We start from the raw sequence: 24645 nt of genomic DNA, 5'->3' as shown, positions 1-24645 counted from the left end.
GCAGGCGACCGAAGCCCCGGTCGCGTCCATACATTTCGGCCGCTCCAGGCAACGAGGAGAGACCCCTGCGGGGCCCCGAGCCCCCACCCACCGAACCCCGAGCGTCAAGGCGCACCCCCACCGGGGCAACCGCACCCCCACGGGCAAACCCCTCACGCAGTGATAACCACCGGCTTCCCGGTCAGCTCGACGCCGGCTGCCCGCATCCGCTCCAGCGCCGCTTCCGTCGTTGCCGCCGCCACCCCGGCCGTAAGGTCGAGCAGTACTCGCGTACGGAACCCCTCCCGCACCGCATCCAGCGCCGTGGCCCGCACGCAGTGATCCGTGGCCAGCCCGACCACGTCCACCTCGGTCACCCCGTGACCATGCAGCCACTCCGCCAGGGGGCGGCCGTTCTCGTCTTCGCCTTCGAAGCCGCTGTAAGCGGCAGCGTGCGAGCCTTTGGAAAAGACCGCGTCCACCGCCCCGGACGCGAGCGCCGGCGCGAAGTTCGGGTGGAAGCTGCTGCCTTCCGTGCCGGCGACGCAGTGCGGGGGCCAGGACGTCTCGTAATCCGGGCGGACGGAGAAGTGGTCGCCGGGTTCGACGTGGTGGTCGCGGGTCGCAACGACGTGCCGGTAGCCGCTGCCCGCCGCCTGCCCCACCAGGTCGGTGATGGCGGCGGCCACATCCGCACCTCCTGCCACGGCGAGGCTGCCGCCCTCGCAGAAATCGTTCTGCACGTCTACGACGATCAATGCCCGGTGCATGGTGCGAGCCTTCCGGCTGGGAGGGGAGGGAGGGGGCGCGGAGCAGGTGTGACCGAGGGTAGCCACTCTCCGTGCCCAGGGGGAGTGGGCACCGGGAGCACGCACGGGCAGCCCCGCCCGCCCCGGGGACAGGTTTTCGGCCTACCGCCCGCGTCAGCGGGCACCGGCTACACCGCCTCGGTCGGCAACACCGCCTCCCCCCGGGACAACTGCATCGCAGACATCGGCAACCCGCCCCGCGCCGCAATATGCCGCTCCCGCACCGCGTCCAGCGGCTCACGCGCGACGACCTCGCCGCCGCGGACCAGCGGCACCGGCAGCAGGCGGTCGGCGAGTTCCGGTGGTACCGGGCCGGTGCCGACGACCTCCGCTTCGGCGACGCCGTGTTCGTCCAGGCGGCGCGCGGCCCACTTGCGGCCGCCGAGCGACGCCTTGCCGCCCATGGACTTCTTCGCGACCGGCCGCAGCGGGGCGTCCGGCGCGTCGCTGTCGGCGCGGGCGACGAGCTTGTAGACCATGGAGGCGGTGGGGTGGCCGCTGCCGGTGACCAGCTGGGTGCCCACGCCGTACGCGTCGACCGGTGCCGCCGCGAGCGAGGCGATGGCGTACTCGTCCAGGTCGCTGGTCACGACGATCTTCGTGTCGCGGGCGCCCAGCTCGTCCAGCTGCTGGCGGACCCGGTGGGCGAGCAGCAGCAGGTCGCCGGAGTCGATGCGTACGGCGCCGAGGCCGGGCCCTGCCACCTCCACGGCGGTGCGGACCGCCTCGGCGACGTCGAAGGTGTCGACGAGCAGCGTGGTGCCGTTGCCGAGGGAGTCGACCTGCGCCTGGAACGCGTCCCGCTCGCTGTCGTGCAGCAGGGTGAAGGAGTGGGCGCTGGTGCCGACGGTCGGGATGTTGTAGCGGAAGCCGGCCGCCAGGTCGGACGTGGAGTGGAAGCCGCCCACGTAGGCCGAACGGGCGGCGGCGACGGCCGCCAGCTCGTGGGTGCGGCGGGCGCCCATCTCGATCAGCGGCCGGTCGCCGGCGGCCACCGCCATGCGGGACGCGGCGGCGGCCACCGCGGAGTCGTGGTTGAGGATGGAGAGGATCACCGTCTCCAGGAGGACCGCTTCGGCGAAGGTGCCCTCGACCCGCATGATCGGCGAGCCGGGGAAGTAGACCTCGCCCTCCGGGTAGCCCCAGATGTCGCCGCGGAAGCGGTAGTCGGCCAGCCAGTCCAGCGTGCGCGCGTCGAGGATGCCGCGTTCGCGCAGGAAGCCGAGGATCGTTTCGTCGAAGTGGAAGTTCTCCACCGCGTCCAGGACCCGGCCGGTTCCGGCGACGACTCCGTAGCGGCGGCCTTCGGGCAGGCGCCGGGTGAAGACCTCGAAGACCGAGCGGCGATCGGCGGTCCCGGACCGCAGCGCGGCCTGCAGCATGGTGAGTTCGTACTGGTCGGTGAAGAGCGCAGTCGACGGCACGGCCACCGGCAGCCCCAGGTCTGCTGTGTTCATGGTGAGATGCTACCTCCCATACTCGTCACTTTGACGATTTCCCCGGGCCGTTTGTGCGATGCCCCACCACGGGTGGCAGCATGGAGACCGTGAGCGCCGACCCGTCTGCCACCATCGCCCTTCGATCGACGCGCTGCGCGCTCAGCGCCCCCGTGGAGATCGAACGCCCGGAGTCCAGCGAGGCACCTTCCGAGGTGCCGGACCCGGACGTGCCCTGGGTCACGGTGGTCCACAACGACCCCGTCAACCTCATGAGCTACGTGGCGTACGTTTTCGAGACGTACTTCGGCTACTCGAAGGGCAAGGCCAAGCAGCTCATGCTCGACGTTCACCACAAGGGGCGGGCGGTGGTCTCCAGCGGCACCCGCGAGGAAATGGAGCGCGACGTGCAAGCGATGCACGGCTACGGCCTGTGGGCGACCCTCACCCAGGACCGCTGATGGCCGGACACTTCGAACCCCTGCCCGGCGGCGGTGCGGCCGCCCCCCTCGACGAGGTCGAGATCTCCATCCTGCGCAGCCTCGCCGTCCAGCTCATGGAGCTGATCGGACCGGGCGAGGAGGCGCCCGAGGGCGCGGACCCGCTCGCCGCGCTGTTCACGGACGGCCCCAGCGAGCCGCCCTCCGACCCGGCGCTGGCCCGGCTCTTCCCGAACGCCTACGGTGGCCCGGACGAGGTGCCGGACGACGCCACGCACGCCGCCGCCGCCGAGTTCCGCCGCTATACGGAAAACGATCTGCGCGCCCGCAAGCGCGAGGACGCGCTCGCCGTCGTACGGGCCCTGGACTCGCTCGGACCCGTCGGCGGCGGCGAGGACGGCGCCGTGGACGGTGCCGTACTGCGTCTGAAGCCGGACGAGTCGCGGCAGTGGCTGGGGGCCCTGAACGACCTCCGGCTGGCCATCGGCACCCGCCTGGAGGTCACCGACGAGGACGAGAGCGGCGAGCTGCTGCGCCTGCCGGACAGCGACCCGCGCAAGCCGATGGTGATGGCGTACCTGTGGCTGGGCGGCCTCCAGGAGAGCTTGATCGAGACGTTGACGGCTTGAGGGGTACGGGGCGGGGCGTACGAGCGGCCCCTACCGGCCGGTGATTTTCGTCGCTCCCGGCGGGGTGGCCCGGGGCGCTCGCCCGGGCGGGCCGGTGCCCTCGGCCGGGCCGTCACCGGGTGCCGCCTCCGGCGTGCGACCCGCCCCGCGCCTGGCATCCGGGCCGTTTCGCGGCCGTGGCGCGCGCCGTGCGGAGCGGACCGGCCGGGACTCCGCTCAACGGACGCTCAAATCCGGATAACGATCGCGTCACCGGCCCTGACTACCCACCAGGCCATTCCAGCATTTATCCTACTTTTCTTGTGCTCGGCTTCGCGGCATCACTGGTAGAGGTGTGCGAGGCCGTGATAGATGTTCACGACCTGCCGTGAGTGACGCCACCCCTGTTGCTCCGGGAGCGCTTGGCCGACCGACCGTCGGCGTGCAGGAACTCCATCCGGGGGGATCGGAACCCGATCCGGACAGACCGGGTCGGAATGGAGAAGGGCGCACCACTCATGACCTCTGTGCAGGTCGAAAAGAAAGTCGGCGGCAGCGATGCCGCGGGGTCTGCTTCCGAAGAGGGTTACCAGCGGGGGCTGGGAAACCGGCAGATCCAGATGATCGCCATTGGTGGCGCCATCGGAACCGGCCTGTTCCTCGGGGCGGGCAAGGCGATCTCCAAGGCAGGACCCAGCATCATCCTGGCCTACGCCATCGTGGGCCTGGTCATCTTCTGCATCATGCGGGCCCTGGGCGAGCTGCTCATGTACCGCCCGGTGTCGGGCTCCTTCTCGGAATACGCCCGCGAATTCCTCGGTCCGTTCATGGGCTTCGTGACCGGCTGGACATACTGGCTGTTCTGGGTGGTCACCGGCATCACCGAAGTGACCGCCGCGGCCACCTATGTCCAGTACTGGAACAAGGGAATACCCCAATGGGCGTCCGCCCTGGTCTTCACGGTCGCCCTGTTCGGAATCAATCTGATCTCCGTGAAGCTCTTCGGTGAGCTGGAGTTCTGGTTCTCGATGGTCAAGGTCACCGCGATCATCGGCATGATCCTCATCGGTCTCGGTGTGATCACCCTCGGTTTCTCCGACGCCGGCGACACCGCTTCCTTCACGCTTCTGTGGTCGGACGGCGGATTCTTCCCGAAGGGCATCGGCGGCACGCTGATGACCCTCCAGATCGTGATGTTCGCCTTCCTGGCGGTCGAACTCGTCGGCGTCACCGCGGGCGAGGCCACCGACCCGAAGAAGGTCCTGCCCAAGGCGATCAACACCGTGCCGTGGCGCATCGGCCTCTTCTACATCGGCGCGCTGATCATCATCCTGTCCGTCGTCAGCTGGACCGTCTTCAAGCCGGGCGTGAGCCCGTTCGTCGCGGCCTTCCAGCAGATCGGCCTGCCGGCCGGCGCGGCCATCGTCAACTTCGTCGTACTGACCGCGGCGCTGTCCTCGGCCAACTCCGGCATGTACTCCACCGGCCGGATGCTGCGCGACCTCGCGCTCAACGGACAGGGCCCGAAGCTGTTCACCCGCCTGAGCAAGAACGGCCTGCCCACCTGGGGCACCGGCATCTCCGTCGCGATGATGCTGGCCGGCGTGTGGATCAACTACCAGTGGCCGGGCAAGGCGTTCGACCTGGTGGTCTCCTTCGCGACGATCTCCGGTATGTGGGCCTGGATCATGATCCTGCTGTCCCAGCTGCGCTACCGCGCCAAGGCCAACCGCGGCGAGCTGCCGCAGTCGGAGTTCAAGGCGCCCGGCTCCCCGTACACCTCGGTCTTCGCGCTGGCCTTCATCGGCATGGTCATCGTGATGATGGGCGTGGACCCGGACGCCCGCGTCTCGCTGTACGCGGCACCGTTCTGGGCGCTGGTCCTGGGCGTCAGCTACCTGGTGCTCAAGGCGCGCAACCCGGAGTCGTTCGCCAAGCCGGCCGCTACCGCTGTGGGGGCGGATGCGGCCGCGAAGGGCGGCGAGAAGGGCTGAGGGCGGCCCGTCCCCGTACGGGCTGTTGAGCAACTGTCCAGCATGCGGGCCGATCCGTACCAACCTCCGGTACGGGTCGGCCCGCCTGCTTATTCTTGGCCCCATGCTGACCCTTACCAAGGCCCTGTACGACCAGATCGTGGACCACGCCCGCAAGGACCACCCGGACGAAGCGTGCGGCATGGTCGCGGGCCCGGCCGGCAGCGGACGCCCCGAGCGGTTCATCCCGATGCTCAACGCCGCCCGCTCGCCCACCTTCTACGAGTTCGACTCCCAGGACCTGCTCAAGCTCTACCGCGAGCTGGACGACCGGGACGAGGAACCGGTGATCATCTACCACTCGCACACCGCGACCGAGGCGTACCCGTCCCGTACGGACATCTCCTACGCGAACGAGCCCGGCGCGCACTACGTCCTGGTCTCCACGGCCGACACCGACGACGCGGGGCCCTTCCAGTTCCGCTCGTTCCGGATCGTGGACGGCGTGGTCACGGAGGAAGACGTCGAGGTCGTCGACGCGTACTGACCGCCGGGCGCCGGGCCGTACGGACCACCGCGGCGGCGGGCGCCGTCCGCGCACCTGACACACTGTGCCGCATCACCTCGGGCGGCAGGACCCAGGAACCCGGTGCGAATCCGGGACGGTCCCGCCACTGTGACCGGGCCGCCGAGCGGCCCGGAAGCCAGGAACTGACCTGCCGCCCTCAGCACACCGACCAGGGGACGCGGATCCCCCGGAGGAGGCACGGCCATGTCCAGGTCCCATCGCGCCCTGCGCGCGCTCATCTCGGCGGCGCTCCTGCTGCCGCTCGCCGCCTGCGGCAGCGGCGGCGACGACGGCAAGGCGTCCGGCGGGGCCGGGACCAAGGCGGCCGGCTTCCCGTACACCGTCACCAACTGCGGCGTACGCACCACCTTCCAGGCACCGCCCCGGCGCGCGGTGACCATGAACCAGCACACCACCGAGATCATGCTTGCCCTCGGCCTCAAGGACCGGCTCGCGGGCACCGCCTACCTCGACGACAAGGTGCTGCCGCGGTACGAGAAGGACTACAAGAGCGTCAAGGTACTCGCCGAGAAGTACCCCTCCTACGAGACGCTGCTCGGCGCCAACCCCGACTTCGTCTACGGCGGGTACGCCAGCGCCTTCGACAAGGCGGAGGGGCGCGAGCGGGCGGCCCTGGAGAAGTCCGGTATCAAGACCCGCCTGAACATCGAGTACTGCGCCCAGGGCAAGACCGGCGTGCAGCAGCTCGCCCAGGAGATCCGCGAGGTCGGCGCGACCTTCGGCGTACGCGACCGGGCCGAGGCCCTGGTCAAGAAGGCCGAGACGACGATCGACGCCACCAAGGTGAAGCTCAGGGGCGTCGCCCCGGCGTCCGTCTTCGTCTACGACAGCGGCGACACCGCCGTGCACACCGCGGGCGGCAAGGGCATCGGCAACGAGATCATCACCCTCGCCGGCGGCCGCAACGTCTTCGCCGACCAGCGCCGGACCTTCACCGATGTGTCCTGGGAGCAGATCGTCGAGCGCAAGCCCGAGATCATCGTGATCTACGACTACGGCGGCACCACCGTCGAGGCGAAGAAGAAGCGGCTGCTGGACGACCCGGCGCTCCAGGACGTACCGGCCGTGAAGAACAAGCGGTTCGCGGTGCTGCCGCTGTCCAGCGCGGTGCTCGGCGTACGCGTACCGGACGCGGTCCGGTCGCTGGCCGCGCAGCTGCACCCGGACTCCTTCAAGTAGCCCCGGTGACCTGCGAGACCGCGGCACCGCCGCGCCGCCTGCGCTACCCCCTCGTCCTGACCGTCCTGCTCGCCGCCCTGCTCGCGGCGGGCCTGGCCGGCCTCGTCCTCGGCTCCGTCACCATTCCGCCCGGTGACGTGCTGCGCATCCTGACCGGGGACGCGCCGCCCGGCCCGTACCCGACGATCGTGCTCGACGTCCGGCTGCCGCGCGTGCTGCTCGGCGCCGTCGTCGGCGCGGGGCTGGCCGTCATCGGCACCGTCCTCCAGGCCCTGGTCCGCAACCCGCTCGCCGACCCGTTCCTGCTCGGCGCCTCCTCGGGGGCCTCGACCGGCGCCGTCATGGTCGTCGTCCTGGGCGTCGGCGGCGGCGTGGCCACCACCGTCTCGATGCCGCTGGGCGCCTTCGCGGGCTCGCTCGCCGCGCTGGTCGCGGTGTACGCGATGGCCCGGCGCGGCGGCACCATGACCACCGGGCGGCTGGTGCTGGCGGGCGTCGCGGTGCAGTACATCCTGTCCGCGCTCACCAGCCTCGTCCTGGTCACCGCGGCTGAGGCCGAGCATCTGCGGGCGATCATGTTGTGGACGCTCGGCGGCCTCGGCCAGGCCCGCTGGAACACGCTGTGGCTGCCCGCCGCCGTGCTGCTCGCCGGGCTCGCGCTGCTGCTCACCCTCGCCCGGCCGCTGGACCTGCTGCTGGTGGGGGAGGAGGGCGCCACCGCCCTCGGCCTGGACACCGGCCGCTTCCGCGCCGCCGTCTTCGTCCTCGCGTCGCTGGTCACCGGCGTGCTCGTGGCGGCCAGCGGCTCGATCGGCTTCGTCGGCCTGATGGTGCCGCACGCCGTACGGATGCTCGTCGGCGCCTCGCACCGCGCCCTGCTGCCGGTCGCGGCGCTGGCGGGCGCGGCCTTCGTCGTCCTCGCCGACCTGCTGGCCCGTACGGTCGCGGGCTCCCAGGAGATCCCCGTCGGCGTGGTCACGGCGCTGGCCGGCGGACCGTTCTTCCTGTGGCTGCTGCGCCGCACGACGCGTACGGAAGGGATCACCGGATGAACGGCCGGACCATGGAGACCGGCGCGCCCGCCCCGGCCCCCGCCGAACTGCGGGCCGAGGGCCTGTCGTACGGCATCGACGGCCGCCACCTGGTCGACGGCGCCGACCTCCACGTCGCGCCCGGCGAGACGGTGGGACTCGTCGGGCCCAACGGCAGCGGCAAGACCACCCTGCTGCGCTGCGTCTACGGCACCCTCGCCCCCACCCACGGCCGGATCACTCTCGACGGGCGGGACCTGGCCGGGTTCTCCGCCAAGGAGCGGGCCCGGCGCATCGCCACCGTCCCGCAGGACGGCGGGGCCGCGTTCGACCTGACCGTGCGCGAGATCGTCGCGATGGGCCGCTCCCCGCACAAGCGCTTCTGGGAGACCGACTCGGCGGCCGACGCCGCGCTCACCGACGAGGCGCTGGCCCGGGTGGGCGCCGCGGCGCTGCACGACCGTTCCTTCGCCGCGCTCTCCGGCGGCGAGCGGCAGCGCGTCCTGGTCGCGCGGGCCCTCGTACAGCAGCCGTCGCTGCTCGTCCTCGACGAGCCGACCAACCACCTCGACATCCGCTACCAGCTCGACATCCTCGCCCTCGTGACCGGCCTCGGCACCAGCGCCCTGCTCGCGCTGCACGACCTCAACCTCGCCGCGTACTACTGCGACCGCCTGTACGTGCTGCGCGCGGGCTGCGTCGTCGCCCACGGCACGCCGCACGAGATCCTCACGCCCGCGCTGCTGGCCGACGTGTACGGAGTGGCGGCGGAGGTCAGCGTGCATCCGTTGACGGGGGCGCCGACGGTGGTGTACCTGCCGCCGGGGGCGGACGCTGCCGAGGCGGTACGGGGATGAGCGCGTACGAGGCGGCGACCGCCCACGACGGCCCGCTCGCCGCACTCGCCGCGCACGGTCCCCGCTACCGCCTCGGGGTCGGCGCCCCGCCGCCCGGCGCGCCCGGCTGGCTCGCCGCCGACCGCCTGCTCGACCCGTACGGCCCGGAACTGTCCCACCTGCTGGACACCGAGCACCGCGGCAGCGGTCACCGCACCGCGCACGCCGCCGCCCTCACCCTGATCGCGGTCTACGCGGGCCGGGTCACGGCGGCGGCCGTGCTGCACTGGGCGCTGACCGGGCGCGTCCTGGACGTACGGCCCGGAAACGTGTGGCTGCGGCCGGACCCCGGGCACGGCATCGCGGAGGTACGGCTGCGCGCGTTCCGCATGCTGGACGGGCCGGGCGTTCCGGATGCCCCGGCGGACGCCGGGAGCGCGGCAACGGTCCAACACGCCGTCCTCACCCAGCACTTGTTTCCCCTGGCCGACGCCCTGCGGGAGCGCACCCGGGCCGGGCTGCGGCAGCTGCGCGGGGGAGTGGCCCACGGCTGCGCGACCGCCCTCGGCGCCTCCCGCGCCGACCCGGACCTGCTGGCCCGCCACTGGGCCGCCTTCCTGGACGGTGCTCCCGGCGGGCTCGCCGCGCTGGGCGATGTGGTCACCGTCACGCGCCCCGACGGCACCCGGCGTCTGGTGTACCTCCGCAGGACCTGCTGCCTCTTCTACACGAGCGCCGAAGCCGTACGCTGCGCCAGCTGCTGCCTGACCAGCAGGGACGACCGTATCGCGGCGTACGAGGGGCGCTCCTGAGCCGTACTCCGGCCGCTCCGCGTCCCACCAGGCAGGCGGCAACCGTCCGGATCGCAAGACGAGGTTCCAGTCGCCGGACCGGGAATCGATACGATGACCGCATGGTTTTCCACGACGTGAGCGAGAAGACGCCGGGCATGTTGCTTGTGGCGCGGCTGCACGTCGACCTGTGCCGCCTCGCCAGCGCCATCTGTCCGAAGCGCGCTGCCGCCTGACGCCGCCGGACCCCCGGCCGCGCGGCGGCCGCGGCGCGCAGCACGCCTGCGCGCGCCCACCCGCGCTCTCCCGCACAGCGCCATCCGCGACGCACGCCCGCGCCTGCGCCGCGCGCAAGCCCATCCCGCACGTCCCGCCCTCCCACAGGAGCTCTCATGGCCATCGAGGTCCGTATCCCGACCATCCTCCGCACCTACACCGACGGCCAGAAGGCCGTCGAGGGCAGTGGGGACACCCTCGCCGACCTCTTCGCCGACCTGGAGAGCCGCCACAACGGCATCCGTGAGCGCCTCGTCGACGGCGGCCAGCTGCGCCGCTTCGTGAACGTCTACCTCAACGACGAGGACGTGCGCTTCCTGGAGGGCATCTCCACCAAGCTCAGCGACGGCGACAGCGTCACCATCCTCCCGGCCGTGGCCGGCGGCTCGGGCATGTCCGACGGCCCCCGGGACCAGCGCTGATGCGGTACGACTCCCCGCTGGCGGCGGTCGGCAACACCCCGCTGGTCCGCCTGCCGCGGCTGTCGCCCTCCGCCGACGTCCGCATCTGGGCCAAGCTGGAGGACCGCAACCCGACCGGCTCGGTCAAGGACCGCCCCGCGCTCCACATGATCGAGCAGGCGGAGAAGGACGGCCGGCTCACGCCCGGCTGCACGATCCTGGAGCCCACCTCGGGCAACACCGGCATCTCGCTGGCGATGGCGGCCAAGCTCAAGGGCTACCGGATCGTCTGCGTCATGCCGGAGAACACCTCCTCCGAGCGGCGCGAACTGCTCGCCATGTGGGGTGCCGAGATCATCTCCTCGCCCGCGGCGGGCGGCTCCAACACCGCCGTACGGGTCGCCAAGGAGCTGGCCGCCGAGCACCCCGACTGGGTGATGCTCTACCAGTACGGCAACCCCGACAACGCCGGCGCCCACTACGCCACCACCGGCCCGGAGATCCTCGCCGACCTGCCGTCCATCACCCACTTCGTGGCGGGCCTGGGCACCACCGGCACGCTCATGGGCGTCGGCCGCTACCTGCGCGAGCACGTCCCCGGCGTCCAGATCGTCGCTGCCGAGCCGCGCTACGACGACGTGGTCTACGGGCTGCGCAACCTCGACGAGGGCTTCGTGCCCGAGCTGTACGACGAGTCGGTGCTCACCACCCGGTTCTCCGTCGGCTCCGAGGACGCCGTGCGCCGCACCCGCGAACTCCTCGCCGAGGAGGGCATCTTCGCGGGCGTCTCGACGGGCGCCGCCCTGCACGCGGCGATCGGTGTGGCCAAGAAGGCGGTCAAGGCCGGACAGCCCGCCGACATCGCCTTCGTCGTCGCCGACGGCGGCTGGAAGTACCTCTCCACCGGCGTCTACACCGCCGAGTCCACCGAGGCGGCCATCGAGACGCTGCACGGGCAGCTCTGGGCGTGACGCGCTGAGGCCAAGGGTCCGGTCCTGCGGGACCGGGCCTCTTTGTTGTACGGCTCCCGGCGCGCGTACCGGCGTACGCTCCGCGCTCTTGGCCAAAAGCGCGCGCCCCACCACCCCCGGGCGCCCCGCTCCGCGCCCGTCCGCCCAGGGGCCGGGCGCCCGGCGGGGCCGTACCCGGCGTCCGGCGCCGTCGTGTAGGCGTACCGCACCGGGGAACCACAGGAGGGGAACCCGGTCCTGTACACACCCACCCGGACTGGTGATTCCGCCCACAGCTCGCCCCGCCGGAGGAGCCACCGGCCCTTTCGCGCCTTACCCTCGTGGGCACCGCAATGACCGCTCGGACCCGGCATGGACGCTCGCCGGGCGAGGCCGGCAGGGACCGTGCACGCCCCCGCCGAAGCCCCGCATGGACCCGCCGCTCCGCCCCCAGCCACGGAGGTTCACGCCCGCATGAAGCTCACTGTCGTCGGTTGCTCGGGGTCGTTCCCTTCCACGGAATCGGCCTGTTCGAGCTATCTCCTGGAGGCCGACGGCTTCAGGCTGCTGATCGACATGGGCAACGGCGCCCTGGGCGAGCTGCAGCGCCACTGCGGTCTCTACGACCTCGACGCCGTCCTCCTGTCGCACCTGCACGCCGATCACTGCATCGACCTGTGCGGCTACTTCGTCGTGCGCTACTACCGGCCGGACGGCGGCCGGTGCGCGCCGATGCCCGTGTACGGGCCGGCCGGCACCGAGCGGCGGCTGACCGCCGCGCACGCCGACCTGCCGACCGACCAGGCGATGAGCGAGGTCTTCGACTTCCGCACGCTGACCCCGGGCACGTTCACCGTCGGCCCCTTCACCGTCCGCGCCGACCTGGTCAGCCACCCCGTCGAGGCGTTCGGCTTCCGTATCGAGCACGACGGCAAGTCACTGACGTACTCCGGCGACACCGGGGTCTGCGACGCCCTGGACGGCCTCGCCGACGGCACCGACTTCTTCCTGTGCGAGGCGTCCTTCACGCACGGCAAGGAGGACATCCCGGACCTGCACCTCAACGGGCGCGAGGCGGGCGCGCACGCCGCGCGCGCCCGCGCGGGACGGCTGGTCCTGACCCACATCCCGCCGTGGACCGATCCGGGCATCAACCTGCGGGACGCGCAGGAGGTCTTCGAGGGCCCGGTCGAGGTCGCCAAGGCGGGGGCGGTCTACGAGATCTGAGCCGGGGCCCCGGAGCCGCCGGCCGGCGACATGCGAAAGGCCCCCGCGACCAGTGTGGTCGCGGGGGCCTTCGTCGCCCGGGGCGCTCTGGGGCGTCGGCCGGTGCCTACTTGCCCTCGGCCTTCTGCAGCTCGGCGAGTTCCTCGTCGGTCTCGCGGCCCGGCGTCTTGAGGTTGAACTTGATGATCGCGAACCGGAAGATCACGTAGTACAGGGCGGCGAAGCACAGGCCCACCAGCGCCAGCATCCACGGCTTGGTCGCGATGCCCAGGTTCAGCACGTAGTCGATCGCGCCGGCCGAGAAGCCGAAGCCGTCCTTCATGCCCAGCGCCCAGGTCAGCGCCATCGAGACACCGGTCAGTACGGCGTGGATCGCGTACAGCACCGGGGCGATGAACATGAACGTGAACTCGATGGGCTCGGTCACACCGGTGACGAAGGCGGTGAGCGCGAGCGAGAACATCATGCCGCCGACGACCTTGCGGCGCTCGGGGCGGGCGCAGTGCACGATCGCCAGGCAGGCGGCGGGCAGCGCGAACATCATGATCGGGAAGAAGCCGGTCATGAACTGGCCGGCGCTCGGGTCGCCCTCCAGGAAGCGGGCGATGTCACCGTGCTTGCCGTGGTAGTCGCCGGCCTGGAACCAGGGGAAGGAGTTCAGCAGGTGGTGCATGCCGACCGCGATCAGACCGCGGTTGGCGACGCCGAAGATGCCCGCGCCGACCGCGCCGGAGCCGACCAGCCACTCACCGAAGCTGTGCAGACCGGTGCCGAGGACCGGCCAGATGTAGCCGAAGACGATGCCGATGACCAGGCCCGCGAAGGACGACAGGATCGGGACCAGGCGGCGGCCGCTGAAGAAGCCGAGCCAGTCCGGCAGCTTCTTGCGGCTGTAGCGCTGGTAGATCAGGGCCACCACGATGCCCATCACCACGCCGCCGAGCACCTTGGCGTCGGCGGGCGCGGCCTCCTGGACTATCTTCCCGTCGACCACCTTGGCGATCTTCGGGAGGCTGTCGTCGCCGAAGGTCGCCAGCACCTTGCTGAAGACCAGGTAGCCGACGACGGCCGCCAGACCGGTCGAGCCGTCCGCCTTCTTGGCGAAGCCGATGGCGATACCGACGGCGAACAGCAGCGGCATGTTGTCCAGGAGCGCACCGCCACCGGCGGCCATGAACTCCGCGATCTTGTTCAGAAACGCGGGGAACGACTCCTTGCCGAGCATGTCCGCCTGGCCGAGCCGGACCATGAGCGCCGCGGCGGGCAGCGTCGCGATCGGCAGCATCAGGCTGCGGCCGATGCGCTGGGCGACGGCCATGGCGCCGGAGCCACGGCGCTTCTTGTCGGGAGCCGCCGTAGCGGTGGCCGAACTCATCGGATTCCTCCTGGGGAGGCGGGCCCTCGGAGAATGGGGGGTGGCCCGCAGGCTTGGTCTACACCACTCAGTGGTTTAGACCATTCTTAGCATGTCGCCCACACATAAAGGAATCCGTTCTTCCTCAACGTTTAGATCACAGACCAAGCGGCCCTCAAGTCCATCGACTTGAGGGCCGTCCGGACAGGGCCGTACGGGCCCGTCCGCACACCGGCGGGCCCGGGCTCCCGCCCGCTCCGCCTACTTCAGATTCTGCTGCTCCAGCTCCTCTTCCACCTCTTCCGGTTCACGGCCCGGAGTGTGCAGGTCGAACTTGGTGATCACGAAGCGGAAGAGCACGTAATAGACCACCGCGAAGCACAGCCCGATCGGAATGATCATCCACGGTTTGGTGGCCAGTCCCCAGTTGATCACGTAGTCGATCAGACCGGCCGAGAAACTGAAACCGTCCTTGACGCCCAGCGCCCAGCTCACCGCCATCGAGACACCGGTCAGCACCGCGTGCAGCGCGTACAGCACCGGCGCGATGAACAGGAACGAGTACTCGATCGGCTCGGTCACGCCGGTGACGAAGGAGGTCAGGCCCACCGACAGCATCAGGCCGCCGATCTCCTTGCGGCGGTGCGGCTTGGCGCAGTGGGTGATCGCCAGCGCCGCGGCCGGCAGCGCGAACATCATGATCGGGAAGAAGCCGGTGGTGAACTGCCCGGCCGTCGGGTCGCCCGCCAGGAACCGGTTGATGTCACCGTGCACCTGCGTACCGTCCGGCTTGGTGAAATCACCGAACTGGAACCACATGAACGTATTGAGGAACTGGTGCATCCCGATCACCAGCAGCGCCCGGTTGGCGACGCCGAAGATGCCCGAACCGGTGGCGCCCAGATCCGTCAGCCACTTGCTGAAGCTGGTCAGCGCGTCGCCGATGGGCGGCCAGACCCACAGGCACAGCGCGGCGAAGGCCAGCCCGACGAACGCCATGACGATCGGCACCAGCCGGCGCCCGTTGAAGAAGCCCAGCCAGTCCACCAGCTTCACCCGGTGGTAGCGCTGCCAGATCCAGGCGGCGAAGAAGCCCATCACGATGCCGCCGAAAACCCCCGGGTTCTGGAAGTTCGCCGGCGTCGCCTTGCCGTCGCCGCCCACGCACACACCGCTCCACTGCCCGGCCGACGCGTACGCGGAGCCCGCCGCGCAGTCCTGCGGGAACTGGTGCAGCACCGAGTAGTAGACGAGGAAGCCCACCACCGCGGCCAGCGCTGTCGAACCGTCCGCCTTCTTCGCCATGCCGATCGCCACACCGACGCAGAACAGCAGCGGCAGGCCCAGCGAGGAGTCCAGCAGCGCGCCGCCCGCGCCCGCGAACACCTTCGCCACGTCCTGCCAGCCCAGGCCGTCCGCGCCGAAGACGTCCGGCTGGCCGAGCCGGTTGAGGATGCCCGCGGCGGGCAGGACCGCGATGGGGAGCTGGAGGCTGCGCCCCATCTTCTGCAGCCCCTGGAAAAGGCCCGTCGACCGCTTCTTCCTCGGTGCCGCCGCCGCGTTCGAGCTCATCCGCGTCCTTTCGGCCCCCGGCCCGCAGCGGGCCGGCTCGGTACGTGCCGCATACTTGTGGTGTAGACCATTTGTGGTGCGTTTCGGGCCCCCGGAAAGCGCTGCCGGGTGGTCGCCATCTTTCGCCAGACGGCGGACATGCGCCCGGGTAACTGGGCTGAATGTGCGTTACCGTGTGATCATCGAGCGGCACCGCCGCCGGTGGCCGAGACAAGCAGGAGTGGACATGGCCAGCAAGGCTGAGAAGATCGTCGCCGGGCTCGGCGGACTCGACAACATCGAGGAGGTCGAGGGCTGCATCACCCGCCTCCGCACCGAGGTCGCCGACCCCTCGCTGGTCGACGAGGCCGCGCTGAAGGCCGCCGGCGCGCACGGCGTCGTGAAGATGGGCACCGCCATCCAGGTCGTCATCGGCACCGACGCGGACCCGATCGCCGCCGAGATCGAAGACATGATGTGAGCCGCTGAAGCGCTCTCCGTCCGGGGCTCCCGGTCCGCGCCGCGGTGGCGATGGGCCGGGGCCTCGGCGTATGTACGGACCTTGACGCTCGACCCGTTGCGCGTGCGGCACGTGGCGCGTGAGAGCCGTAACGCGAGACCGTGGCGTGTGACGCGGTCGCGCGGTGGCGAGCGGCCCGCAGACGATCCCGGCCGAACCGGAACCACCCCCTCTACGGAGCCGATAGGGTCGGAGCCATGTCTCGTATCGACGGCCGCACCCCCGACCAGCTCCGCCCCGTCACCCTGGAACGCGGCTGGAGCAAGCACGCCGAAGGCTCCGTACTGATCTCCTTCGGCGACACCAAGGTCTTCTGCACCGCCTCCCTCACCGAGGGCGTCCCGCGCTGGCGCAAGGGCAGCGGCGAGGGCTGGGTCACCGCCGAGTACGCGATGCTGCCGCGCTCCACCAACACCCGCGGCGACCGCGAATCCGTCCGCGGCAAGATCGGCGGCCGTACCCACGAGATCTCCCGCCTCATCGGCCGCTCGCTGCGCGCCGTCATCGACTTCAAGGCGCTCGGCGAGAACACCGTCGTCCTGGACTGTGACGTCCTCCAGGCCGACGGCGGCACCCGCACCGCCGCCATCACCGGCGCGTACGTGGCGCTCGCCGACGCCATCACCTGGGCGCAGACCAAGAAGACGATCAAGGCAGGCCGGCAGCCGCTCATCGGCACCGTCTCCGCCGTCAGCGTCGGCATTGTCGGCGGCGTACCGATGCTCGACCTCTGCTACGAGGAGGACGTGCGCGCCGAGACCGACATGAACGTCGTCTGCACCGGCGACGGCCGCTTCGTCGAGGTCCAGGGCACCGCCGAGGCCGAGCCCTTCGCCCGCGACGAACTCAACGCCCTCCTCGACCTGGCCGTCTCCGGCTGCGCCGGCCTGGACACCGCCCAGCGCGAGGCCCTTGCCCGCACGTTGTGAGGGGTGGGCGGGGCGTATGGCCCGTGCGGGGGTTGTTTGTACGGGCGGGTGCGCGGTCCGCGTGGGGTTTGTTTGTACGGGCGGGTGTGCGGTCCGGGCGCGGCTCCGTTCGTACGGGCGGGTGCGTACGGCTCGTGCGGGATGCCGCTCGTACGGGCCGCGCGCTCGGCCCGTACGGGGTTGGGTCCGTACGGGTGGCCACCGCCCCTCTTGACGCGCCGGCCCCCGCTGCGGTGGGCCGGCGCGCCGCTGGGCGAGGCGGCGGCGCCCGCCCTGTGACCTTTCCCTCGTGGGATCTGCGTCTCTGGAAATACGGCGACCGCCCGCGCACCGTGGACGCATGACCACTTCCGCTGCCACCGCCACCACCGGGGCCCGGACCCGCACCGGCGGCCCCAAGGACGACTCCAACCTGCTGGAGCACATCGTCGGCTGGACGCTCGTCGTCGTCCTGGCCATGCTGCTGACCCAGACCGGCCTGGTCTGACGGCCGGGGCACCCGCCCCGCCTCCACTTCTCGCCGCGCCCCTGTCAACCAAATCGCGCGCGGCGGCGTTATCCCTGGTACCGACGCACCACCCGCGCTCGGCACACCAGGGGAGGACCGTTCCATGGCCGTACGCCGCCGTACCGCATTCCGCCGCTCCACGACGACCACCGCCGTCGCACTGGCCACCGCCGCGCTGGCGGCGTCCCTGCTCACCGCCTGCGGAACGGTCGAGAAGGCCGTCGGCTGCGCCAAGATCGCCACAACCTTCGCCAACGACCTGGACCAGCTCAGGCAGGACCTGAGCAACGCGGCCGAAAGCCCACAGGACGCCCAGCGCGCCGTCGACCGCCTGAACAAGGACCTCGGCAAGATCCAGAAGTCCACGGACGACCCGGACGTCCAAAAGGCCCTCACCGACCTGACCAAGGCCCTGGACAAGGCCGACGACGCGGTACGCGACGGCAAGGTCCCCGACCTGGACGGACTGAAGGACGCGGCCGCGTCGCTCACGAAGACGTGCACGCCGGGGTAGGCGTCGGACCTCGGTGGGGGGATGAGCGTCGGACCTGCGCGGAGGGGCGGGCGTGGGATCTGCGCGGAGGGGCGGGCGTGGGGAACTGCGCGCCGGGACGGACGTCAGGACCCGCACGCCTACATGGGCCCCAGGACCCGCATGCCTGCATGAGCATCGCGACCTGCACGCCTGGATAGGTGCCGGGACCCGCACGCCTGGATAGGCACCCGGACCCGCCCGCCGGCATGCCTGGATAAGCCCCAGGACCCGCCCGCCCGCACAAGCATCGAGATCCGCGTGCCTGGATAATCGGGGCCTATGAAGCGCCTGATCCTCGCCACCCGCAACGCCGGCAAAGTCACCGAACTCCGCGCCATCCTCGACGCCGCCGACCTCGACGTCGAACTGGTCGGCGCCGACGCCTACCCGGACGTTCCCGACGTCAAGGAAACCGGTGTCACCTTCGCCGAGAACGCCCTCCTGAAGGCCCACGCCCTCGCCCGGGCCACCGGCCACCCGGCCGTCGCCGACGACTCCGGGCTGTGCGTCGACGTCCTGGGCGGCGCGCCCGGTATCTTCTCGGCCCGCTGGGCGGGCCGGCACGGCGACGACCGGGCCAACCTCGACCTGCTCCTCGCCCAGCTCTCCGACATCGCCGACGGCCACCGCGCGGCGCACTTCGCGTGCGCCGCGGCGCTCGCCCTGCCCGACGGCACGGAACGCGTCGTCGAGGGCCGCCTCGAAGGCACCCTCCGCCACACCCCCGCCGGCACCGGCGGCTTCGGCTACGACCCGATCCTCCAGCCCCTCGGCGACACCCGCACCTGCGCCGAACTCACCGCCGACGAGAAGAACGCCATCAGCCACCGCGGCAAGGCGTTCCGGGGGCTGGTGCCGGTGGTGCGGGAGTTGTTGGGCTGAGTGGGGCGAGCGGTCGCACGAGGCCCGGCGGCTCGCCCGGCCAGTGGCCGTATACATGAAGCAGCGGTGTCTCCTTCCGCGGAAGGAGACACCGCTGCTTCATGCTGGGTGGGCCCGGTGGGACTCGAACCCACGACACACCGGACCTAAACCGGCGCCCTCTGGCCAGCTGGGGTACGGGCCCGCGGCGCCTACTGTACTGTGCCCGGTTGCGCGGCCGTCAGGGGATCTTGGGTTCGGGCGGTCCGCCGTCCGAACGTGCGGGTCTGGCTGTGGCAGGAAGGACACAGATAGCGCAGGTTGCCGATGCGGTCGTCGAGCCGGTTTCCGTCGATGTGGTCGATCTCCAGGACCAGCCGCCTGCCCTGCCAGGATTCGCCGAGGCCACATGCGCCGCACTGCCGTGGCACCGCCTTGTCGTCCAGGGCGCGGCGCAGCAGGGACGTCTTCGTCCGGCGGGAGCCCGGTGGGTGGTGCCGAAGGACGTCGTCGGCAGGTCTGCGGGCCGGGGAGGGATGGCCGCGACCGTGGGCCTGCCCGGTGAAGTGCGCGGTCGACAGGCCGTAGGCCGTGATGCTCCGGTCCAGGAGCCGCCGGGAGGAGGTGGTGACGGGACGACCGAGCAGCCGGAGTGTTGCGGCCCGGCTTCTCGAACCGGCCACGGCGGCGATGAGTTCGTCGCGCGGCAACAGCTCCCCGCGGGCTCCGCGCCCGGTGAAATGCGCCGTGCTGATGCCGAAGCGCGTCAGCTTCCTGCGGATGTGGCTGTAGGCGCTGTCGTACGGCGCGACGCCCAGGTGATCCAGAACGTCCCGGATGCTTCGCGCTTGTGCGGCGGCTTCCTCCAGGCGCTCCCTGGTGTACGTCTGCGGTGGTCGCCGGGGCAGCTCTTCCAGGACGAAGTGCGTGGTGTCGATGCCGTAGTGCGTCAGGCGGCGGCGCAGGTAGCGGAGCGTGCCGCTGCCCGGAGGCGTGCCCAGGCGGCGGAGCATGTCCACCGGGCCGGTGGACGCCGCGGCCGTGCGGGCGAGCACGCCGCGGGTGTACCGCCGACGGGCCGTCATGGCAGGCGCCCGTGCGGAGCGCGCCGTTTGCGGCCGCGGTAGGTGTCCGTGACGGCGTGGCAGTTGGGGCACAAGAGGCGCAGGTTGGCGGGGCGGTTGTCCCACCAGTCGCCATTGCGGTGATCGACCTCCAGGCGCAGGGGCTTGCCGTTCCACACCGGGCCCGTGCCGCACATCGCGCACTGTTCCCGTATTCCCTGCCGCAGCAGAGCTCTGCGCAGCCGGTCGCCGGGCAGCCGCCCCTCGGACGGCGATCCCAGGACCAGCCGGTCGGCGATCGGGCGTTGCGGCCGTCTGGGGCGCGCGGTGGTGAAGTGGGTCGTGTCCAGGCCCAGTTCGGCGATCCGGCGGGCGATATGGGCCTGGTTGCCGCCGACGGGGTGGATGCCGAGACGGCGTACGACCTCGGCGGTGCTGTGGGACAGGGCCACCGCCTCGCGGAGCGCGGTTTCGGAATGGCGGACGGCCCCGGACATGAAGTGCGCGGTGTCGATGCGCTCTTCGGCCATCCGGCGACTGATGTAGTACCGGACGCTCCGCGTGGGGGCGCTTCCGCAGTGGCGAGCGGCTTCCTCGTACGACGTCGAAGCGAGCGCGGCCTCGATGAGCAGCTCGCGGGTGTATTTCGTCCCCATGGCCCCCGCTTCCCCCGGTAACGCTTCTCGGGCGTGAGTAGCGCCCTCGAACACTTCAACGACCACCTCCCTGTCCGGTTACGCCGAACGGCCCAACAAATCGACGGCGGCCCCTCGCCCGCCGTGGACGAGAGGCCGCCGTGCCGCGAACCCGACCGCTCAGGGCCGGACGCCGAGCCCCCTCAGAACCGAGGATCCGGCGACTGCGCCGTGACGATCTCCACCGCTTCCTCCTTGGTGGCGACGGCGGGCGGGGAGCCCTCCAGGGGCTGTTGGGCGGTTTCCTTCATGCAGGCCACGGCGATGGCGCCGATGAGGGCGGCGCCCATCGCGTAGTAGGCGGGGATCATGTCGTTGCCGTCGGCGGCGTCCATGAGGGCGGTGATGACCAGGGGGGTGGTGCCGCCGAAGAGGGAGACGGCGAGGTTGTAGCCGATGGACAGGGAGCCGTAGCGGACGCTGGTGGGGAAGAGGGCGGGCAGGGCGGCGGACATGGTGCCCAGGAGGCAGACCAGGCAGAGGCCCAGGATCAGCATGCCGGGGATGATCGCGGCCAGGCTGCCCGCCTTGACCAGCAGGAACGCGGGCGCGGAGAGGAGAAAGAAGCCCAGCATGCCGGTCATGAGCAGGGGCTTGCGGCCGAAGCGGTCGTTGAGCTTGCCGACGGAGCTGATGATGCACATCAGGACGACCATGGTGCCGATGACGATCAGCAGACCGTGCGCCTCGTCGTAGTGGAGGGTGTCGGTCAGGTAGGTCGGCATGTAGGACAGCAGCATGTAGTGGCAGATGTTGTACGCGCCGACGAGGGCGATGCACAGGATCAGCATGGGCCACTGCTGCGCGAAGATCTCGCTGAGCTTCTTCTTGGGGGCGTTCTCGGAGAGGTGGGAGAACTCGGACTCTGTCTCGGTGACGGTCGCTTCGCCGTTGTGGGTCTGGGCGGCTTCCAGCTTCTGGAAGGCGGGGGTCTCGTCGAGCTTCATCCGCAGGTAGAGACCGACCAGGCCGAGCGGTCCGGCGACCAGGAACGGGATGCGCCAGCCCCAGTCGTGCATGGTCTCGCTGCCGAGCGTGGTGTTGAGGATCAGGACCAGGCCGGCGGCGCCGGTGTAGCCGGCCAGGGTGCCCATCTCCAGGAAGCTGCCGAAGAAGCCGCGCTTCTTGTCGGGCGCGTACTCGGCGATGAACGTCGAGGCGCCGCCGTACTCACCGCCGGTGGAGAAGCCCTGGATCATACGGAAGATGATCAGGAGGATCGGGGACCACAGGCCGATGGTGGCGTAGGAAGGAATCAGGCCGATGCACAGGGTGCCGGCGGCCATCATGATCATGGTGAGCGCGAGGACCTTCTTGCGGCCGATACGGTCGCCGAGCGGCCCGAAGAACGCGCCGCCGATGGGACGCACGAGGAAGGCGACGGCGAAGGTGGCGAACGAGGACAGCAGGCTGACCGTGTCGCTGCCGCCCGGGAAGAACACCTTGCCGATGGTGACCGCGAGGTAGCTGTAGATGCCGAAGTCGAACCATTCCATGGCGTTTCCGAGCGCGGCGGCCTTCACGGCGCGTTTGACGACGCGCTCGTCGGTCACCGTGATGTCGGTGCGCCGCAGCCGGGGGTTGCGACGGCGGGCGACGGCCCGGAAGAGGTTTCTGTGGCGTTTGAACGCCTCCGGGTCCCGGTCGGTCGCGGGTTCGGCTTCGGTGCTGCCGGTCGGCACGAGTCGAGTCCTCTCGGTCGGTCAGCGCGCTCGATGCGCGGCAGGGGGTCGCAGCTGTCGTGGGCGGCCTCTTGGCCGGCTCGGCCGTCGGCGGTCGCCGTGATCACCCGAAGGTGGTCGTACGACAGGTGCGCCTGCGCACTGGAGCGCGGCTCAAACCACTCTGACCCCACAACGCGATGTACGTCACGTGACATGCGCCGTCCGGAGCAGCGGTTTCTCCCGGTTTCGGGCTGGTTCTCACCAGGGGTGCGACGGCCGCTGTTACAGGACTGGTACAAAGCCGAGTGGTCACCGCAGCGTCCGGGCAATCAGCCTGTGTGGCGGGGAGGGGAAAGTTGCGGGTATCGAAACCGCCCTTATGCTCCGAACCGTTCGCTTCGCGAATACCTCGCGTATGTGCCCCTCGTTCCGCGCGCGCGTGACGCGTTCGGGCGTGGTGGCCCGATCTGCGCCGGCACGGGGCCGCCGCCCCGGAAGGAGAAGCTCATGACCGACCGCGACCGCGAAGGCGCCCGCCGGTTCAGCGGCCGCACCGCCCTGGCGACCTTCGTCGCGGTCACCGCACTGGCGGCGGCCGGCGTGTGGTTCAGCCAGGCGGCGGACCGCGCGTCGGCGGTGGACGCGGCGCCGAAGACGTCCGCGGTGCGGGACGTGAAGGGCGCGGCGAAGGCGACCGGCGGGCTGCCGGGGGTGCGCGACTGCGGCTTCGGCGAGCCGGAGATCAAGCCGAAGGTCATCACGCTGACGTGCGCGGACGCCGCCATGGTGGCGACCGGCATCGTCTGGGAGCGGTACGGCGCGGCGGAGGCCGAGGGCAAGGGCGTGGTGCAGGTCGAGAAGGCCGCCGCGGGGGCGGGCACGGACGCCGGGTTCCCGGCGACGTTCCGGCTGTACGGGGCGAAGACGGTGGACGGCGCGCGGGCGTTCACGGGGCTGGAGGTCACGTACGAGGGCTCGACGCCACTCGGTGACTCGACGGAGATGTACAACCTCGCGTGATGGGCATCCGAGGCCGGATCGCCCTGGCCATTTCGTGTGTGACGGCGCTGGCGGTGGTGGTGCTGGGGTTCGCGGTGCACCACATCGCGGACGCGGAGCGGGAGCGGTCGGCGCGCTCCTATCAGGACGACCGGCTCAGTTCGGCGCTGCAGATCTACGAGCGGGACGGCACGCTGGCGCTGGGCGCCCAGCTGGACGACGCGACGCTGCCGGCACCGCTGCGCGCCGCGGTCCTCGCGGGCAAGTCCGGTACGTACCGGAGCCAGGGCGAGGACCCGCGGGTGTGGGCGGCGACCGGCGTGGGCGGCGGGGTCGCGGAGGGCCGTTCCGGGAGCGATTCCGGCACCGGCGATTCCGGTACCGGTGGCTCGGGGACCGGCGATTCCGGGAGCGGCAATCCCGGTACCGGTGATTCCGGGTCCGGCAGGGCCGGCGCGCAGCCGCGGACGCTGTCGGTGTCGGCGGCGTTCCCGGACAACGACCCGGCCCAGGAGGCGCTGGGCCGGGCGCTGCTGATCGCGGGCATCGGCACGGTGGTGCTGATGGCCGGCGTGTCGTGGTTCGTCTCGCAGCGGCTGTCCCGGCGGCTGCGGCACAGCGCGGCGGCGGCGCGCCGGATCGCGGCGGGCGAGCCGCCGGACGCCGAGGCGCTGGCGGCGTCCGGCCGGGACGAGGTGGCCGAACTCGGCCGTTCGGTGCACCACATGGCGACGTCGCTGGCGGCGCGGGTGGAGGCGGAGCGCAAGTTCACCGCGGACGTGGCGCACGAGCTGCGTACGCCGGTGGCCGGGCTGGTCGCGGCGGCCGAACTGCTGCCGCACGAGCGCGCCGTCGAGCTGGTACGGGACCGGGCGCAGACCATGCGCAACCTGGTCGAGGACCTGCTGGAGGTCTCCCGGCTGGACGCGGGCGTGGAGTCGGCACAGCTGGACGCGGTGGACCTGCCGTCGCTGGTGCGCGGCATCGTGGGCCGGGCGGAGCGGGTGCGCGGCATCACGGACGTCGGAATCGTCGTGGCAGGCCCGGCGCGGGTGGTGGAGACCGACCGGCGCCGGGTGGAACGGGTGCTGGTGAACCTGCTGGCGAACGCGGCCAAGCACGGCAGGCCGCCGGTGGAGGTACGGGTCGAGGGCACCCGGATCGTCGTACGCGACCACGGCCCCGGCTATCCGCCGGAGCTGTGCGCCGAGGGGCCGCGCCGGTTCCGTACGGCGGCACCCGAACGCGGCACCGGCCACGGCCTGGGACTGACGATCGCAGCCGGTCAGGCGGAGGTGCTGGGCGGCCGGCTGATCTTCGGCGCGGCCGAGGGCGGCGGGGCGGAAGCGGTATTGGAGCTGCCGGAGCCGGTGGGGGCGGATGTGGAGGTTGAGCCGGTGGGGGATCGGGGGGCGGTGACGGCTTCGTAGGTGGGGGGCC

General features: G+C 71.2%; 26 protein-coding genes, 1 tRNA gene and 1 riboswitch. Of the genes, 19 read left to right on the top strand and 8 right to left on the bottom strand.

Going from position 1 to position 24645, the window contains the following annotated elements:
- Nucleotides 1-152 precede the first annotated feature (152 nt).
- Together ADK86_RS31250 and ADK86_RS31245 are read right to left on the bottom strand one after the other, a co-directional pair.
- Complete coding sequence (locus tag ADK86_RS31250; RefSeq protein ID WP_053699614.1) at nt 153-749, bottom strand: isochorismatase family protein; 597 nt, start codon at nt 747-749, stop codon at nt 153-155.
- A gap of 167 nt (nt 750-916) precedes the next feature.
- The gene (locus ADK86_RS31245; RefSeq protein WP_053699613.1) at nt 917-2245 is read right to left on the bottom strand and encodes a nicotinate phosphoribosyltransferase; all 1329 of its coding nucleotides are present in this window, start codon (nt 2243-2245) and stop codon (nt 917-919) included.
- 80 nt (nt 2246-2325) lie between these two features.
- Between ADK86_RS31245 and clpS the strand changes: the two genes are divergently transcribed.
- The 12 genes from clpS (at nt 2326) to ADK86_RS31190 (ending at nt 12525) form a co-directional block, all read left to right on the top strand.
- Nucleotides 2326-2685: an ATP-dependent Clp protease adapter ClpS gene (gene clpS / locus ADK86_RS31240; RefSeq protein WP_234339742.1), complete on the top strand. Its 360-nt coding sequence runs from the start codon at nt 2326-2328 to the stop codon at nt 2683-2685.
- Nucleotides 2685-3293, top strand: coding sequence for a DUF2017 domain-containing protein (locus ADK86_RS31235; protein WP_053699612.1), 609 nt, complete (start codon nt 2685-2687; stop codon nt 3291-3293). Before clpS ends, ADK86_RS31235 begins: the two co-directional genes overlap by 1 nt.
- A gap of 497 nt (nt 3294-3790) precedes the next feature.
- Nucleotides 3791-5266, top strand: coding sequence for an amino acid permease (locus ADK86_RS31230; protein WP_053699611.1), 1476 nt, complete (start codon nt 3791-3793; stop codon nt 5264-5266).
- A gap of 103 nt (nt 5267-5369) precedes the next feature.
- Nucleotides 5370-5792: a Mov34/MPN/PAD-1 family protein gene (locus ADK86_RS31225; protein WP_003986612.1), complete on the top strand. Its 423-nt coding sequence runs from the start codon at nt 5370-5372 to the stop codon at nt 5790-5792.
- A gap of 92 nt (nt 5793-5884) precedes the next feature.
- A riboswitch (cobalamin riboswitch) is annotated at nt 5885-5959 on the top strand.
- A 58-nt stretch (nt 5960-6017) separates the two neighbouring features.
- Nucleotides 6018-7013, top strand: a complete 996-nt coding sequence (locus ADK86_RS31220; RefSeq protein WP_053699610.1) for an ABC transporter substrate-binding protein — start codon at nt 6018-6020, stop codon at nt 7011-7013.
- Nucleotides 7014-7018: 5 nt separating this feature from the next.
- Complete coding sequence (locus ADK86_RS31215; protein ID WP_053699609.1) at nt 7019-8065, top strand: FecCD family ABC transporter permease; 1047 nt, start codon at nt 7019-7021, stop codon at nt 8063-8065.
- Nucleotides 8062-8901, top strand: coding sequence for an ABC transporter ATP-binding protein (locus ADK86_RS31210; RefSeq protein WP_053699608.1), 840 nt, complete (start codon nt 8062-8064; stop codon nt 8899-8901). The genes ADK86_RS31215 and ADK86_RS31210 overlap by 4 nt, the downstream gene beginning before the upstream one ends.
- The gene (locus tag ADK86_RS31205) at nt 8898-9692 is read left to right on the top strand and encodes a (2Fe-2S)-binding protein (RefSeq protein ID WP_053699607.1); all 795 of its coding nucleotides are present in this window, start codon (nt 8898-8900) and stop codon (nt 9690-9692) included. The genes ADK86_RS31210 and ADK86_RS31205 overlap by 4 nt, the downstream gene beginning before the upstream one ends.
- A 101-nt stretch (nt 9693-9793) precedes the next feature.
- Nucleotides 9794-9907: a putative leader peptide gene (locus ADK86_RS45485; RefSeq protein ID WP_312024637.1), complete on the top strand. Its 114-nt coding sequence runs from the start codon at nt 9794-9796 to the stop codon at nt 9905-9907.
- Nucleotides 9908-10063: 156 nt separating this feature from the next.
- Nucleotides 10064-10369 (top strand): MoaD/ThiS family protein, encoded by a 306-nt coding sequence (locus tag ADK86_RS31200; protein WP_003986029.1) that lies wholly within the window; start codon nt 10064-10066, stop codon nt 10367-10369.
- Complete coding sequence (locus ADK86_RS31195; RefSeq protein ID WP_030602386.1) at nt 10369-11319, top strand: PLP-dependent cysteine synthase family protein; 951 nt, start codon at nt 10369-10371, stop codon at nt 11317-11319. The genes ADK86_RS31200 and ADK86_RS31195 overlap by 1 nt, the downstream gene beginning before the upstream one ends.
- Nucleotides 11320-11772: 453 nt before the next feature.
- A complete protein-coding gene (locus ADK86_RS31190; RefSeq protein WP_030602384.1) occupies nt 11773-12525 on the top strand; it encodes an MBL fold metallo-hydrolase in 753 nt (250 codons plus the stop codon).
- Between the two features lie 106 nt (nt 12526-12631).
- On the opposite strand, the gene ADK86_RS31185 is transcribed toward ADK86_RS31190, so the two are convergent.
- The gene (locus ADK86_RS31185; protein ID WP_030602381.1) at nt 12632-13900 is read right to left on the bottom strand and encodes a PTS transporter subunit EIIC; all 1269 of its coding nucleotides are present in this window, start codon (nt 13898-13900) and stop codon (nt 12632-12634) included.
- A gap of 240 nt (nt 13901-14140) precedes the next feature.
- Nucleotides 14141-15451 (bottom strand): PTS transporter subunit EIIC, encoded by a 1311-nt coding sequence (locus tag ADK86_RS31180; RefSeq protein ID WP_030602378.1) that lies wholly within the window; start codon nt 15449-15451, stop codon nt 14141-14143.
- Between the two features lie 226 nt (nt 15452-15677).
- Here ADK86_RS31180 and ADK86_RS31175 point away from each other — a divergent pair, with 226 nt between their 5' ends.
- From ADK86_RS31175 to rdgB, 5 genes are all read left to right on the top strand, one after another.
- Entirely contained in the window at nt 15678-15911 is a 234-nt protein-coding gene (locus tag ADK86_RS31175; protein WP_003986022.1) for a glucose PTS transporter subunit EIIB, read from the top strand.
- 236 nt (nt 15912-16147) lie between these two features.
- A complete protein-coding gene (gene rph, locus ADK86_RS31170; RefSeq protein ID WP_053699606.1) occupies nt 16148-16879 on the top strand; it encodes a ribonuclease PH in 732 nt (243 codons plus the stop codon).
- Nucleotides 16880-17219: 340 nt separating this feature from the next.
- The gene (locus tag ADK86_RS42640) at nt 17220-17366 is read left to right on the top strand and encodes an SCO1431 family membrane protein (protein WP_003986020.1); all 147 of its coding nucleotides are present in this window, start codon (nt 17220-17222) and stop codon (nt 17364-17366) included.
- A gap of 124 nt (nt 17367-17490) precedes the next feature.
- A complete protein-coding gene (locus ADK86_RS31165; RefSeq protein WP_053699605.1) occupies nt 17491-17901 on the top strand; it encodes a hypothetical protein in 411 nt (136 codons plus the stop codon).
- 300 nt (nt 17902-18201) lie between these two features.
- The gene (gene rdgB / locus ADK86_RS31160; protein WP_053699604.1) at nt 18202-18804 is read left to right on the top strand and encodes an RdgB/HAM1 family non-canonical purine NTP pyrophosphatase; all 603 of its coding nucleotides are present in this window, start codon (nt 18202-18204) and stop codon (nt 18802-18804) included.
- Between the two features lie 109 nt (nt 18805-18913).
- On the opposite strand, the gene ADK86_RS31155 is transcribed toward rdgB, so the two are convergent.
- The 4 genes from ADK86_RS31155 to proP all read right to left on the bottom strand — a co-directional run bounded on the left by ADK86_RS31155 (nt 18914) and on the right by proP (nt 22224).
- A tRNA-Leu gene (locus ADK86_RS31155) sits at nt 18914-18988 on the bottom strand.
- Between the two features lie 7 nt (nt 18989-18995).
- A complete protein-coding gene (locus tag ADK86_RS31150) occupies nt 18996-19838 on the bottom strand; it encodes an HNH endonuclease signature motif containing protein (RefSeq protein ID WP_324611428.1) in 843 nt (280 codons plus the stop codon).
- Between the two features lie 26 nt (nt 19839-19864).
- The gene (locus ADK86_RS31145) at nt 19865-20503 is read right to left on the bottom strand and encodes an HNH endonuclease signature motif containing protein (RefSeq protein WP_053699602.1); all 639 of its coding nucleotides are present in this window, start codon (nt 20501-20503) and stop codon (nt 19865-19867) included.
- 182 nt (nt 20504-20685) lie between these two features.
- Nucleotides 20686-22224 carry a glycine betaine/L-proline transporter ProP gene (gene proP / locus ADK86_RS31140; RefSeq protein WP_053699601.1) on the bottom strand — a complete coding sequence of 513 codons (1539 nt, stop codon included), beginning with the start codon at nt 22222-22224 and terminating at the stop codon, nt 20686-20688.
- 489 nt (nt 22225-22713) lie between these two features.
- Here proP and ADK86_RS31135 point away from each other — a divergent pair, with 489 nt between their 5' ends.
- Entirely contained in the window at nt 22714-23226 is a 513-nt protein-coding gene (locus ADK86_RS31135; RefSeq protein ID WP_030603701.1) for a hypothetical protein, read from the top strand.
- Complete coding sequence (locus ADK86_RS31130) at nt 23226-24635, top strand: sensor histidine kinase (RefSeq protein ID WP_053699600.1); 1410 nt, start codon at nt 23226-23228, stop codon at nt 24633-24635. The genes ADK86_RS31135 and ADK86_RS31130 overlap by 1 nt, the downstream gene beginning before the upstream one ends.
- Nucleotides 24636-24645: the final 10 nt, after the last annotated feature.

The sequence above is a fragment of the Streptomyces sp. NRRL F-5755 genome (assembly GCF_001279365.1).
Taxonomy (GTDB): Bacteria; Actinomycetota; Actinomycetes; order Streptomycetales; family Streptomycetaceae; genus Streptomyces; species Streptomyces rimosus.
This window is presented reverse-complemented; position numbering and strand designations above follow the sequence as displayed.

What these genes read in the sequence shown, in the direction of transcription:
- ADK86_RS31175 (WP_003986022.1), top strand. Translation starts at nt 15,678, where the DNA reads ATGGCCAGCAAGGCTGAGAAGATCGTCGCCGGGCTCGGCGGACTCGAC.
- ADK86_RS31185 (WP_030602381.1), bottom strand. Translation starts at nt 13,900, where the DNA reads ATGAGTTCGGCCACCGCTACGGCGGCTCCCGACAAGAAGCGCCGTGGC.
- clpS (WP_234339742.1), top strand. Translation starts at nt 2,326, where the DNA reads ATGGAGACCGTGAGCGCCGACCCGTCTGCCACCATCGCCCTTCGATCG.
- ADK86_RS45485 (WP_312024637.1), top strand. Translation starts at nt 9,794, where the DNA reads ATGGTTTTCCACGACGTGAGCGAGAAGACGCCGGGCATGTTGCTTGTG.
- rdgB (WP_053699604.1), top strand. Translation starts at nt 18,202, where the DNA reads ATGAAGCGCCTGATCCTCGCCACCCGCAACGCCGGCAAAGTCACCGAA.
- ADK86_RS31135 (WP_030603701.1), top strand. Translation starts at nt 22,714, where the DNA reads ATGACCGACCGCGACCGCGAAGGCGCCCGCCGGTTCAGCGGCCGCACC.
- ADK86_RS31245 (WP_053699613.1), bottom strand. Translation starts at nt 2,245, where the DNA reads ATGAACACAGCAGACCTGGGGCTGCCGGTGGCCGTGCCGTCGACTGCG.
- ADK86_RS31130 (WP_053699600.1), top strand. Translation starts at nt 23,226, where the DNA reads ATGGGCATCCGAGGCCGGATCGCCCTGGCCATTTCGTGTGTGACGGCG.
- ADK86_RS31220 (WP_053699610.1), top strand. Translation starts at nt 6,018, where the DNA reads ATGTCCAGGTCCCATCGCGCCCTGCGCGCGCTCATCTCGGCGGCGCTC.
- ADK86_RS31210 (WP_053699608.1), top strand. Translation starts at nt 8,062, where the DNA reads ATGAACGGCCGGACCATGGAGACCGGCGCGCCCGCCCCGGCCCCCGCC.
- ADK86_RS31250 (WP_053699614.1), bottom strand. Translation starts at nt 749, where the DNA reads ATGCACCGGGCATTGATCGTCGTAGACGTGCAGAACGATTTCTGCGAG.
- ADK86_RS31200 (WP_003986029.1), top strand. Translation starts at nt 10,064, where the DNA reads ATGGCCATCGAGGTCCGTATCCCGACCATCCTCCGCACCTACACCGAC.
- ADK86_RS31195 (WP_030602386.1), top strand. Translation starts at nt 10,369, where the DNA reads ATGCGGTACGACTCCCCGCTGGCGGCGGTCGGCAACACCCCGCTGGTC.
- ADK86_RS31165 (WP_053699605.1), top strand. Translation starts at nt 17,491, where the DNA reads ATGGCCGTACGCCGCCGTACCGCATTCCGCCGCTCCACGACGACCACC.
- rph (WP_053699606.1), top strand. Translation starts at nt 16,148, where the DNA reads ATGTCTCGTATCGACGGCCGCACCCCCGACCAGCTCCGCCCCGTCACC.
- ADK86_RS31190 (WP_030602384.1), top strand. Translation starts at nt 11,773, where the DNA reads ATGAAGCTCACTGTCGTCGGTTGCTCGGGGTCGTTCCCTTCCACGGAA.
- ADK86_RS42640 (WP_003986020.1), top strand. Translation starts at nt 17,220, where the DNA reads ATGACCACTTCCGCTGCCACCGCCACCACCGGGGCCCGGACCCGCACC.
- ADK86_RS31145 (WP_053699602.1), bottom strand. Translation starts at nt 20,503, where the DNA reads ATGGGGACGAAATACACCCGCGAGCTGCTCATCGAGGCCGCGCTCGCT.
- ADK86_RS31235 (WP_053699612.1), top strand. Translation starts at nt 2,685, where the DNA reads ATGGCCGGACACTTCGAACCCCTGCCCGGCGGCGGTGCGGCCGCCCCC.
- ADK86_RS31225 (WP_003986612.1), top strand. Translation starts at nt 5,370, where the DNA reads ATGCTGACCCTTACCAAGGCCCTGTACGACCAGATCGTGGACCACGCC.
- ADK86_RS31230 (WP_053699611.1), top strand. Translation starts at nt 3,791, where the DNA reads ATGACCTCTGTGCAGGTCGAAAAGAAAGTCGGCGGCAGCGATGCCGCG.
- ADK86_RS31205 (WP_053699607.1), top strand. Translation starts at nt 8,898, where the DNA reads ATGAGCGCGTACGAGGCGGCGACCGCCCACGACGGCCCGCTCGCCGCA.
- ADK86_RS31180 (WP_030602378.1), bottom strand. Translation starts at nt 15,451, where the DNA reads ATGAGCTCGAACGCGGCGGCGGCACCGAGGAAGAAGCGGTCGACGGGC.